Source organism: Mycobacterium sp. TH-M11, from assembly GCF_057473725.1.
On the sequence record NZ_JBYCLD010000048.1, the window covers coordinates 1 to 11,223 of the forward strand.

10 protein-coding genes and 2 pseudogenes are annotated in these 11,223 nt (G+C 65.7%); 6 read left to right on the top strand and 6 right to left on the bottom strand.

Features of this window, described 5'->3' with window-relative positions; all coding sequences use genetic code 11:
• The 4 genes and pseudogenes from AC2VOG_RS01885 to AC2VOG_RS01900 form a co-directional block, all read right to left on the bottom strand.
• Positions 1 to 233: pseudogene (locus AC2VOG_RS01885) on the bottom strand (cytochrome P450); the annotation flags it as partial.
• Positions 230 to 1,057 (bottom strand): SDR family oxidoreductase, encoded by an 828-nt coding sequence (locus AC2VOG_RS01890; RefSeq protein ID WP_486938219.1) that lies wholly within the window; start codon positions 1,055 to 1,057, stop codon positions 230 to 232. The pseudogene AC2VOG_RS01885 and the gene AC2VOG_RS01890, both read right to left, overlap by 4 nt.
• Complete coding sequence (locus AC2VOG_RS01895) at positions 1,058 to 2,269, bottom strand: cytochrome P450 (RefSeq protein WP_486938220.1); 1,212 nt, start codon at positions 2,267 to 2,269, stop codon at positions 1,058 to 1,060.
• A complete protein-coding gene (locus tag AC2VOG_RS01900; protein ID WP_486938221.1) occupies positions 2,269 to 2,880 on the bottom strand; it encodes a TetR family transcriptional regulator in 612 nt (203 codons plus the stop codon). The genes AC2VOG_RS01895 and AC2VOG_RS01900 overlap by 1 nt, the downstream gene beginning before the upstream one ends.
• A gap of 177 nt (positions 2,881 to 3,057) precedes the next feature.
• Here AC2VOG_RS01900 and AC2VOG_RS01905 point away from each other — a divergent pair, with 177 nt between their 5' ends.
• The 5 genes from AC2VOG_RS01905 (at position 3,058) to purD (ending at position 7,932) form a co-directional block, all read left to right on the top strand.
• Positions 3,058 to 4,527 (top strand): aldehyde dehydrogenase, encoded by a 1,470-nt coding sequence (locus AC2VOG_RS01905; protein ID WP_486938223.1) that lies wholly within the window; start codon positions 3,058 to 3,060, stop codon positions 4,525 to 4,527.
• Between the two features lie 17 nt (positions 4,528 to 4,544).
• Positions 4,545 to 5,294 carry an SDR family oxidoreductase gene (locus AC2VOG_RS01910; protein ID WP_486938229.1) on the top strand — a complete coding sequence of 250 codons (750 nt, stop codon included), beginning with the start codon at positions 4,545 to 4,547 and terminating at the stop codon, positions 5,292 to 5,294.
• On the top strand, positions 5,291 to 6,145 hold the full coding sequence (locus AC2VOG_RS01915; RefSeq protein ID WP_486938224.1) for an NAD(P)-dependent oxidoreductase: 855 nt from the start codon (positions 5,291 to 5,293) through the stop codon (positions 6,143 to 6,145). Before AC2VOG_RS01910 ends, AC2VOG_RS01915 begins: the two co-directional genes overlap by 4 nt.
• On the top strand, positions 6,145 to 6,582 hold the full coding sequence (locus AC2VOG_RS01920; RefSeq protein WP_486938225.1) for a carboxymuconolactone decarboxylase family protein: 438 nt from the start codon (positions 6,145 to 6,147) through the stop codon (positions 6,580 to 6,582). The genes AC2VOG_RS01915 and AC2VOG_RS01920 overlap by 1 nt, the downstream gene beginning before the upstream one ends.
• Positions 6,583 to 6,663: 81 nt before the next feature.
• Positions 6,664 to 7,932 (top strand): phosphoribosylamine--glycine ligase, encoded by a 1,269-nt coding sequence (purD, locus tag AC2VOG_RS01925; protein ID WP_486938226.1) that lies wholly within the window; start codon positions 6,664 to 6,666, stop codon positions 7,930 to 7,932.
• A gap of 184 nt (positions 7,933 to 8,116) precedes the next feature.
• Here purD and AC2VOG_RS01930 read toward each other — a convergent pair whose 3' ends face one another.
• Complete coding sequence (locus tag AC2VOG_RS01930; protein WP_486938227.1) at positions 8,117 to 9,697, bottom strand: gamma-glutamyltransferase family protein; 1,581 nt, start codon at positions 9,695 to 9,697, stop codon at positions 8,117 to 8,119.
• Between the two features lie 129 nt (positions 9,698 to 9,826).
• On the opposite strand from AC2VOG_RS01930, the gene AC2VOG_RS01935 reads away from it, so the two are divergent.
• Positions 9,827 to 11,002 (top strand): thiolase family protein, encoded by a 1,176-nt coding sequence (locus tag AC2VOG_RS01935; protein ID WP_486938228.1) that lies wholly within the window; start codon positions 9,827 to 9,829, stop codon positions 11,000 to 11,002.
• Here the strand turns inward: AC2VOG_RS01935 and AC2VOG_RS01940 are convergent.
• Positions 10,999 to 11,223: pseudogene (locus tag AC2VOG_RS01940) on the bottom strand (TetR/AcrR family transcriptional regulator); the annotation flags it as partial. The gene AC2VOG_RS01935 and the pseudogene AC2VOG_RS01940 sit on opposite strands and share 4 nt — an antisense overlap.

Below are 11,223 nucleotides of genomic sequence, written 5' to 3' on the forward strand. Positions count from 1 at the left end.
GGGTAGGCCTCGGCCTGGTCGAGATCCTCGTCGGCGCTGCGGAAGAAGAATTCGTTGGCGTCGGCGCCGGACAAAAAGATGACGTGCTTGTCGACGAGCTGGAACCAGCCGACGTCGCCGCATTCGTCGCGGATGCGCTTCATCAAACCGATCGGGTCGGTGCGGAATTCCTCGAGGTGGCCGTGCTCTTCTTCGCCACCGGAAACCCTTGGCACAGTTAGGGATTTAGTCATTGGCTGGGTATCCCTTCTTCGCCGAGTGCAAGCTTCTGGCGATCTGTCTTGTCGGCCAACGGAGCCTCGGGCTGAAGCTCCATGTTGGCGATGCAGCCGCCGCGCGGTGTCTCGGCGACGAACCTGATGGCGCGGCCGAGGTCGGCGGCCCGCAAGAAGTAGTCGTGGCGCGCTTGGCCCCATTTGGCCCAATCCTCAAGTGCGGGGCCGATTTTCTCCGCTGGCAAACTCCAGCCCATCGACGTCTTGGTCGGACCGGGGTGCACGATCGACGCCCGTACGCCGGTGCCCTCCAGTTCCATCTGGAAGTTGCTGACCATCGCTACGAGTGCGGCTTTGGCCGCGCCGTAGGCGCCCATGTGCGGCCGCTGACGCAGCGCCACGTCGGATCCGACGAAGATCAGGTCGCCGCGCTGCCGCGCGATCATCCCCGGCAGCACCGCTGAGGCCAACCGGAAGGCGCCGACCAGATGGATCTGCAGCTGAGAGTCGAATTCGTCGCCGGTGATCTCGGCGAGCTTGCCGAAGTAGGTGTCACCCGCACCGGCCACCAGTACCTCGATCGCGCCGAGCGCCTCGGTCGATTGCGCAACAAAGGATGTGACCGACTCAGGGTCGGTGACGTCGAGGTGGAAGCCGACCGCCTCGCCGCCGTCGGCGTTGATCTTGCCCACGGTCTCGTCGAGTTTCGCCACGCGGCGGGCGCCCAGGGCGACGGGGAAGCCGTGCGCGGCCAGTTCGATGGCGGTGGCTTCGCCGATACCGGACGACGCGCCCGCCACGATCGCCGGGCGACGCTCGGGCAGGGGGTCAAAGCGGGGCATTCAGCGGACCTCCAGGGTCATCGGCAGGTGGGCAAATCCACGGACGTTGCTGGAATGGACGCGGACCGAGTTCTGCTCGTCGACTTCGTATGTGCGGATTCGGGTGACTAGTTCGGTGAGGGCAACCCGGGCTTCCATCCGCGCCAGGTGCGCGCCCAGGCAGAAGTGCGCACCGCTGCCGAAACTCAACAGTTTGGAACCGATATCGCGCCCGATGACGAAGTCGTCGGGATTATCGAAGGCGCGTTCGTCGCGGTGTCCGGAACCGGGTAGCAACAACAGAACGTCGCCGTCGGGAATGGTGGTGTCGTACAGGGTCAATCCACCGGCCACCGAGCGGGCCAGGATCTGGCTGGAGGTGTCGTAGCGCAATGTCTCCTCGACCCACAGCGGTACCCGGGACAGGTCTTCATAGACTCCCACCAGCTGGTCAGGGTTGCGATGACCCCAAAACGCAGCGTTGGCAAGCAGTTTGGTGGTTGTCTCGTTTCCGGCGATCACCATCAGGAACATGAAGCCGAGGACTTCTTCGTCGGTGAGCCGGTCGCCGTCGATCTCGGCTTGCAGTAGTGCCGTGGTCAGGTCGTCGGACGGCTTCTTGCGCCGCTCGGCGACCATCTCCTGGTAGTAGACAATCAGGTTGAGCGAGGCCTCGATGGCCTGCGGCGGGACATCGGTCACGCCTTCGTCGCGGTGCATCACGCCGTCAGCCCAAGCCCGCACCGGCGCTCGATCGGGTTCGGGCACACCCATCAACTCGGAGATGACGTCCATCGGCAGCTTGCCGGCGAACTCGTCGACGTAGTCGACGGCGACACCGGATGCCGCTTTCTCCAGCATGACATCCAGGTGCCGGGTTGCGATCTCGGTGACGCGCGGCTCGAGTTCACGAATACGCCTGGGTGTGAAGCCTTTTGAGACCAGTGTCCGCAGCCGCAGGTGCGCCGGGTCGTCCATCGCCAAAAAAGACATGGTCTTGGCGGCGTGCGGTCCGCGCGACGCCGGGTCCAGTGAGACGCCGTACTTGTTCGACAGCGTGATGCTGTTGCGGAAGCCCTGGTGCACGTCCTGGTGGCGGGACAACGCCCAGAAGCCCAATTCCTCGTTGTGATACAGCGGAGCCTGCTCGCGCAGTCGCTTGTAGTACGGGTACGGGTCTTCGTGGAAGTCGTAGTCGTATGGATCCAGTACCGGCTGGTCGATGGTGGTCATCAGGCTTCCGTCGTGACGATGAGGCCGACCGCGTACGCGAGGTGGTCGGCAATCTGGTGGTAGGTGTAGGCGCCGCTGGCGGCGTTGACGAGCGCGCCGAAGAACGTCATCTCCAGAACCGACACGATGCGGGGTTCGGCGTCGGGACCGATGGCCGAGGTGATGCGCCGGTGGATCTCGGCACCGATGCGGTCGCGCACCGTCCTGACGGCCGGATCGCCGCCGCCGCCGAGCAATGCAGTCGTGCAGGCCGCGGCAACCTCGGGTTCGTCGGCGACGACCAGGGCGAGATGACGCAACGCCTGGTCCACGCGCGTCGGCATCGGCTCGTTCACGTCGGTGAAGTAGGGGACCTGCCGTACCAGGTCGAGGTAGACCTCGGCAATCAGATGATTCTTTGACGAGAAGTAGGTGTAGGCCGTCGCCGGAGCGACCTTGGCGCGGGCAGCGACGGCGCGCACAGTCAGATCGGCATAGGACGTCTCCCGTAGGACTTCGACTCCTGCGGCGAGGACCCTGCGGAAGGTCTCTTCTTGTCGACGGTTGCGTGGCACGTCACCGGCCGGATCGCCGGCGTCTGAAGTGATCGTGACCGCTTGATCGCTGGACACTTGTCCAAGGTAATCGAAACCACGCCCAGCGGGCAAGTGCATTCGGAGAAATACTATCTAGCTGGGAGTGTGCGGTCATCGACCGCCGGTTGCACTTGCCTTAGCGGCGGCGCGGAGACTATCTTCAACGGAAGAAATTCGGACAACTGTCCATTGACATCAGCGGTGGAGGCGACCATGGCATTGCTGGCCGACGGGGTGAGCTCGCTGCTCATCGACGGCAAGCTGACGAGCGGCAACCAGGGCACCTTTGCCACGCTCGACCCGGCTACCGAGGAGGTGTTGGGCGTCGCGGCCGACGCCGACGCGGCAGACATGGGCTACGCGATTGAGGCGGCCCGTCGGGCCTTCGACGACACCGACTGGTCGCGCAACACCGAGCTTCGGGTGCGCTGCATCCGCCAGTTGCGCGACGCGATGCAACAGCATGTCGAAGAGCTTCGCGAGATCACCATCGCCGAGGTGGGCGCACCCCGGATGCTCACCGCCGCAGCGCAACTGGAGGGACCGGTCGGGGATCTAAGCTTCGCCGCCGACACCGCCGAGTCGTATCAATGGAACGCCGACCTCGGTGCGGCGTCCCCGATGGGGATTCCCACCCGGCGCACGATCGCCCGCGAGGCGGTCGGCGTCGTCGGCGCGATCACGCCGTGGAACTTCCCGCACCAGATCAACCTCGCCAAGCTGGGTCCCGCGCTCGCCGCGGGCAACACCATCGTGCTCAAGCCCGCGCCCGACACGCCGTGGTGCGCGGCGGTGCTCGGTGAAATCATTGCCGAGCACACCGATTTCCCGCCCGGCGTGGTCAACATCATCACCTCCAGCGACCACAGCGTGGGCGCTCTGTTGGCCAAAGATCCACGGGTCGACTTGGTGTCGTTCACCGGTTCCACCGCCACCGGCCGTGCCGTGATGACCGACGCCGCGGCGACCGTGAAAAAGGTCTTCCTGGAATTGGGCGGCAAATCGGCGTTCGTGGTGCTCGACGACGCGGACCTGAACGGCGCCTGCTCGGTAGCTGCGTTCACCGCCTCGATGCACGCCGGACAGGGCTGCGCGATCACGACCCGACTGGTTGTGCCGCGGGCCAAATACGACGAGGCCGTCGCGATCGCCGCGGGCACCATGGGGTCAATCAAACCCGGCGACCCGAACAACGCCGGAACCATCTGTGGGCCAGTGATTTCGGCGCGGCAACGGGATCGGGTGCAGAGCTACCTCGACCTGGCCGTTGTCGAAGGCGGAACGTTTGCGTGCGGTGGCGGCCGCCCTGCCGATCGGGACACCGGGTTCTTCATCGAGCCGACCGTGATCGCCGGTTTGACCAACGACGCCCGCCCCGCCCGCGAAGAGATTTTCGGACCGGTACTCACCGTCATCGCCCACGACGGCGACGCAGACGCGCTACGCATCGCCAATGACTCGCCGTATGGCTTGTCCGGCACCGTATTCAGCGCCGACCCCGAGCGGGCGGCCGGCTTCGCGTCCCGTCTGCGGGTCGGGACCGTCAACGTCAACGGTGGCGTCTGGTACTCGGCTGACGCGCCGTTCGGCGGCTACAAACAGTCCGGCATCGGGCGCGAGATGGGCCTCGCCGGTTTCGAGGAATATCTGGAGATCAAAACCATCGCCACGGCGGTCCAGTGACGGCCCGAGAGGACACCATGCGGTTCGAGAACAAAGTCGCCATCGTGACCGGATCCGGTGGCGGTATCGGCCAAGCCTACGCCGAGGCGCTGGCCCGCGAGGGCGCAGGCGTCATCGTCGCCGACATCAACGCCGAAGCGGCACAAAGGGTTGCCAAGCAGATCGGCGCTGACGGCGGTACCGCGCTGGCCATCACGGTCGACGTGTCGGACCCGGCCTCGGCCAAGGCGATGGCCGACCAAACGCTCGCCGAGTTCGGGGGCATCGACTATCTGGTCAACAACGCCGCAATCTTCGGCGGCATGAAGCTCGACTTCTTGCTCACCGTCGACCCCGAGTACTACAAGAAGTTCATGAGCGTGAACCTCGACGGCGCACTGTGGTGTACCCGCGCGGTGTACAAGAAGATGGCCAAGCGCGGCGGCGGTTCGATCGTCAACCAATCCTCCACTGCAGCATGGCTGTACTCGAACTTCTATGGCCTGGCCAAGGTCGGCGTCAACGGGCTCACCCAGCAACTGGCAACCGAACTCGCGGGCCAGAACATTCGGATCAACGCGATCGCTCCGGGGCCCATAGATACCGAGGCGAACCGGACGACGACTCCACAGGAGATGGTCGCCGACATTGTCAAAGGTATTCCTATGTCGCGCATGGGAACTCCTGAAGACCTGGTAGGCATGCTGCTATTCTTGTTGTCCGACGAGGCATCCTGGATCACCGGACAGATCTTCAACGTCGACGGCGGACAGATCTTCCGATCATGACTGACTTGACGCTCGGCTACATCGGCCTCGGCAACATGGGCGCCCCGATGGCCACCAAGATGACCGAATGGCCGGGCAGCGTCACGGTTTACGACATCCGCGCCGAGGCGATGACGCCGCTGGCCGAAAAGGGCGCGCGACTGGCCGACAGCGTGGCCGAGGTGGCGGACGCCGACATCATCCACATCACCGTCCTCGATGACGCACAGGTGCGCGCGGTTGTCGGCGAATTGGCTGCTCACGCAAAGCCTGCAACGGTCTTCGCCATCCATTCGACCATCAGCGATAGCACCGCGGTGCAACTCGCCCGTGAGCTCAAGCCCCAAGGCATTCACGTCGTCGACGCCCCCGTGAGTGGTGGCGCGGCGGCTGCCGCCGAAGGCAAGCTGGCCACCATGGTGGGTGCTGACCGCGAGGTCTACGAGCGCATCAAGCCGGCGTTCAAGCACTGGGCCGCCATGGTCGTGCACGCCGGCGAGCCGGGCGCGGGAACCCGGATGAAGTTGGCGCGCAACATGTTGACGTTCACGTCCTACGTCGCGGCGTGCGAGGCGATGAAACTTGCTGAGGCGGCCGGGCTGGATTTGCAGGCCCTGGGCCGGGTGGTGCGGCATACCGACGCGCTCACCAGCGGACCGGGCGCGATCATGGTGCGCGACGACATGACAGACCTCGAGCCGGACAACTTCCTGTACCAGCCTTTCCTGCACACGCGCGGGCTGGGGGAGAAGGACCTGAGCCTGGCGCTGGCGCTGGGTGACTCGATCTCGGTCGACCTGCCGCTGGCGCAGCTGGCCTACCGGGGGCTGGCAGCCGGGCTCGGGGTGCCACATACAGCGAAAGAGGCGTGATGGACGAGCTACGCAGCAAGGGCCTGGCGAAGATGAACGAGGTCTACGGCTGGGAGATGCCCAACATCGAGGGCGATCCGTATTTCGATCTGACCGTCGACCACCTGTTCGGCGCCATCTGGAATCGGCCGGGCTTGTCGATGCGGGACAAGCGGATCATGACGCTCACCGCGGTGACGGCGATCGGCAACCGCGATCTGGCCGAGATCCAGATCAACGCTGCCCTGCTCAACGACGAACTCACCGCGGGCGAACTCAAAGAGATGGCGGTCTTCCTCACCCACTACCTCGGCTTCCCGCTGGGCTCGGCGCTCAACGGGGCCGTCGACAGCGTCGTCGCGAAGCGGAAGAAAGCCGCGGCCAAGGGAGCCGGCGAAGACAAGAAGGCCAACGTCGAGGGTGCGCTGAAAATGCACTCGGGCGACAAAAAGGCCTGATCCCGTCCCGGAGGGCTGATGTGGCCGGCGCCTTCTCGAGTCGCTGGGTGGCGCGCGTCGTCGCCAGACTAAAATGTTGTCGTGCGTGTCCTGGTGATCGGCTCCGGTGCCCGCGAACACGCATTTTTGCTGGCGTTGCGCGCCGATCCACAGGTCGAGGCGCTGGCAATTGCGCCTGGTAATGCCGGCACCGCGTCGATAGCCGACCAGCACGACGTCGACGTCGCCTCGTGCGAGGACGTGGTGGCTCTGGCGCGCCAGATCTCCGCCGACCTGGTGGTGATCGGGCCCGAAGTTCCACTTGTGCTCGGCGTGGCCGATGCGCTGCGCGCCGCAGGGATCGCCTGCTTCGGCCCCAGCAAGGACGCGGCCCGGATCGAGGGGTCCAAGGCCTTCGCGAAGGACGTGATGGCTGCCGCCGGGGTGCCTACCGCCTCCAGCGAGATCGTCGACAGCCCAGCGGATTTGGACGATGCGCTGGGCCGGTTCGGCCCGGGGACCGGTGATCCTGCCTGGGTAGTGAAGGACGACCGACTGGCCGCCGGCAAGGGCGTGGTGGTCACCTCGGACCGTGACGTTGCGCGCGTTCACGCCGCGGGCCTGCTCGAGTCCGGGCATCCGGTGCTGCTGGAGTCATTCCTCGACGGGCCCGAGGTGTCACTGTTCTGCGTCGTCGACGGGAAAACCGTGGTGCCCCTGCTTGCGGCCCAGGACTTCAAGCGGGTCGGCGACGGCGACGCCGGCCCCAATACCGGCGGAATGGGCGCCTACGCGCCATTGCCTTGGCTGCCCGCCGAAGTCTACCGGTCGATCGTCGATGACATCGTGAAACCTGTTGCCGCCGAGCTTGTTCGGCGCGACAGCTCGTTCTCCGGATTGCTGTACGCCGGATTGGCGATCACGTCAAACGGCCCTGCTGTCATCGAATTCAACTGCCGCTTCGGGGATCCCGAGACGCAGGCGGTGCTGGCACTACTCGAGTCGCCGCTCGGGCAACTACTCAACGCGGCTGCCACCGGGACGTTGGCAGAGTTCGGCGACTTGCACTGGCGCGACGGCGCTGCCGTGACGGTCGTGCTCGCGGCGGAGAACTACCCCGGCAAGCCGCGGACGGGCGACACCATCGTCGGCTCGGAGGCCGCCGGTGTTCTGCACGCCGGGACCGCCCGCAACGACGACGGCGCGATCGTGTCCTCGGGCGGTCGCGTGCTGTCGGTCGTCGGCACCGGACCCGACTTGGCCGCCGCGCGCTCGGCGGCCTACGACACCATCGGGTCAATCCGGTTGCTGGGTAGCCATTTTCGCACCGACATCGGCCTAGCGGCCGCCGAAGGCAAAATCAGAATATAGTTGCGCGACAGGATTTTAGTGGTGTGGCGGGCAGGTTCGCCGGGGGCCGGGAGTTGCCTTCCCCGCGTCGAGATCGACGTTGTGGCACTCCTGCACGTGAACTTTGCCGCCAGAACGTCGATCTAGACGCGGCGACCCCGACCCACTCAGCAAGCCGTATTGAGCCAGGCGAAGAGCAACGACATCAGAAACCGGCGGCCATGCCGTCGCGGCGTGGATCGCTAACTCCCAGATAGCCGTCGTCGAGTCGCCAGATCGCCTGACAACTACCGAACTGGTTGTAATCCCCGGTAGTGCTCAACTGATGACCGCGCTGTTGCAGGCCGGCCAAGGTCGCGGGCGCAAAGCCCGGCTCGCAGCACACCTGCAGGCCGTGCGCCCAGCGGAATCGCGGACCATCACACGCGGCCTGCGGGTTCTGGCCGTGATCGACGATGCGTGCTACCACCTGCAGATGGCCTTGCGGCTGCATCGGGCCGCCCATCACCCCGAAGCTCATCAGTGGGGCGCCGTCCTTGCTCAGAAAACCCGGGATGATGGTGTGGTACGGGCGCTTATTCGGTCCCACCTGGTTCGGGTGGCCTTGTTGCGCGGTAAAACTCGAGCCGCGATTCTGCAATGCGATGCCGGTGCCGGGCACCACCACGCCGGAACCGAATCCCAGGTAGTTGGACTGGATCATCGAGACCATGACGCCGGAGGAATCTGCGGCGGTGAGATAGACCGTGCCACCGCGCGGCGTCCCCGCTGACACCGGCCTAGCGCGGTCCGGGTCGATCAGTGCGGCGCGCTCGCCCAGATAGTCCTTGTCGAGCAGGCTCTTCGGATCCACCGTCATGGAGTCGACGTCTGCGACGTAGGCCTGCGCGTCGCCGAAAGCGAGTTTCAGCGCTTCGATCTGCAGATGCACGCTGGCGGCGGAATCAACTGGCAGCGAAGCCATGTCGAAGTGCTCGAGGATACCGAGCGCGATCAACGCAACGATGCCCTGGCCGTTGGGCGGGATCTCGTGCATGGTGTAGCCGCGGTAATCGCCGGCGATGGTGCCGACCCAGTCGGCGCGATGGGCGGCGAGGTCGTCGGCCAGCATCGCCCCGCCGTTCGCGGTCGAGTGGGCTTCGAGCCTGGACGCGAGTTCGCCGCGGTAGAACGTCTCGCCGCGGGTCGCAGCGATCGCTTCGAGCGTGGTGGCGTGGTCGGGCAACGTGACCAGTTCACCTGGCCGCGGTGCCCGCCCGCCGGGCATGAAGGTCTCGGCGAATCCGGGTTGCGACTCGAACATCGGAACCTGGGCTGCCCACTGGTCGGCGATTGTCGGCGAGAGAAGAAAGCCGTTGCGGGCGTAGGCGATTGCCGGCTCGAACAGCCGCTCGAACGGCAGCTTGCCGAACTTGGCATGCAACTCGACCCAGGCCGAAACGGCGCCGGGCACGGTGACCGAGTTCCACCCGAGCAGCGGAACACCCTTGCCGCCGAAGTACTCCGGCGTCCACGCCGCCGGGGAGCGGCCGGACGCATTCAACCCGTGCAGGTCACCACCGTCCCACACGATGGCGAAGGCGTCCGATCCGATTCCGTTGGACACCGGTTCGACCACCGTCAACGCGATCGCGGTGGCGAGCGCCGCATCGACCGCGCTGCCGCCGCTTACGAGCATCCGAAGACCCGCCTGCGCGGCGAGAGGTTGCGACGTGCACACGACGTCGGCCGCCAACACCGGCTTGCGTGGCCAGGCGTACGGAAGTTCCCATCCGAACGGCTGCACCGAGTCAGTCTTGCAGCGCAATGCGACGTCAGCAACCAGTCAATATCGTCGATGCAACGGTAGCTGATACGATTTACGCTTTAAGTCTTTTTTGTAAACCCGCACGCAGCCGAACCGAAGGTCGATCTCATGCCCAAGCCCGTCATCGTCAGTGCAGTCCGGACCGCCATCGCGACGTCGTTCAAGGGTTCGCTGGTCAACACCACGCCGGAGTTACTGGCGACCACGATCCTGCAGGAAGTCGTCCGCCGCTCCGGCGTCGAGGTGTCCGACATCGACGATGTGATATTCGCCGAATCGCATTACGGCGGAGGTGATATGGCGCGCTACGCCGCTTCGGCATCAGGCATGACGTCGGTTCCGGGGCAGGCCGTCAACCGGCACTGCGCGGGTAGCCTGACCGCGGTCGCGAACGCGGCCGCACAGATTGGCGCCGGCGCGGAGAAGGTCGTGGTCGGCGGTGGCGTGCAGTCGCTGTCGATGACCCCGCTGATGAACTGGCGCATCCCCGGTCCGACCCTGGAATTCGAGGAGCGCTGGATTCCGCCGACCCACGTCGAGACGCCCGATGCGCCGGGCCGCGACATGTCGATCACCGTCGGGTGGAACACCGCGCAGGCGGTCGGTATCACCCGCGAGGAAATGGACGCTTGGGCTTTCCGTTCACATCAGCGTGCCATCGGAGCCATCGACAGCGGCGCCTTCGTCGACGAGATCGTCCCACTCAAGATCAAGGGCCTCGACGACGCGCTGATCGAGTTCAGCGTCGACGAACACCCGCGCCGTAACTCGTCCCTGGAGAAGCTCGCGTCGCTGAAGGTGTTGCACCCGGAGATCGAGGGCTTCTCGATCACCGCGGGCAACAGCAGCGGAACCAACGACGCGGCCGCCGCGCTGACACTGGCCGACGAGGACTTCGCCAGCTCGCACGGGCTGACGGCGCTGGGCTCGGTCAAGGCGTGGGCGTCGGCCGCTGTCGACCCGAAGGACACCGGTCTGGGCGCGGTGAAGGTGATCGGCAAGGTGCTGGAGCGGGCCGGGTTGGCGCCCGGCGACGTCACGCTGTGGGAGATCAACGAGGCGTTCGCGTCGGTGCCGATCGCCGCGTGCCGCGAATACGGCCTCGACGAAGACCGGGTCAACATCTACGGCAGTGGTTGCAGCCTGGGTCATCCGATCGCGGCCAGCGGCGCCCGGATGCTGACCACATTGGTGTACGAGTTGGGCCGTCGCGGTGGCGGAATCGGCGTGGCGGCGATGTGCGCCGGCGGCGGCCAGGGCGGTGCCGTGGTGATCGAGGTCTAGCGCGCCTCGATCAGCCGGCCGGCGTGATCGAGAATGCAGTTCAGGCCGTACTCGAAGTTGATGTCGTCGGCGACACCGATGCGGTGACCCTGCTGTGTCAGCTGGGCGATCAGCGGCATGGTCTGCGGGTCGATGACCGAACGTTCAGTGCGACGGTAGGTTTCGGCGCTGCCAGATTTGTCCTGCAGCCGCTCCAGAACCGCCGCGCCCCGGGTGTGCAC

What these genes read in the sequence shown, in the direction of transcription:
- AC2VOG_RS01890 (WP_486938219.1), bottom strand. Translation starts at nt 1,057, where the DNA reads ATGCCCCGCTTTGACCCCCTGCCCGAGCGTCGCCCGGCGATCGTGGCG.
- AC2VOG_RS01895 (WP_486938220.1), bottom strand. Translation starts at nt 2,269, where the DNA reads ATGACCACCATCGACCAGCCGGTACTGGATCCATACGACTACGACTTC.
- AC2VOG_RS01905 (WP_486938223.1), top strand. Translation starts at nt 3,058, where the DNA reads ATGGCATTGCTGGCCGACGGGGTGAGCTCGCTGCTCATCGACGGCAAG.
- AC2VOG_RS01910 (WP_486938229.1), top strand. Translation starts at nt 4,545, where the DNA reads ATGCGGTTCGAGAACAAAGTCGCCATCGTGACCGGATCCGGTGGCGGT.
- AC2VOG_RS01915 (WP_486938224.1), top strand. Translation starts at nt 5,291, where the DNA reads ATGACTGACTTGACGCTCGGCTACATCGGCCTCGGCAACATGGGCGCC.
- AC2VOG_RS01920 (WP_486938225.1), top strand. Translation starts at nt 6,145, where the DNA reads ATGGACGAGCTACGCAGCAAGGGCCTGGCGAAGATGAACGAGGTCTAC.
- AC2VOG_RS01935 (WP_486938228.1), top strand. Translation starts at nt 9,827, where the DNA reads ATGCCCAAGCCCGTCATCGTCAGTGCAGTCCGGACCGCCATCGCGACG.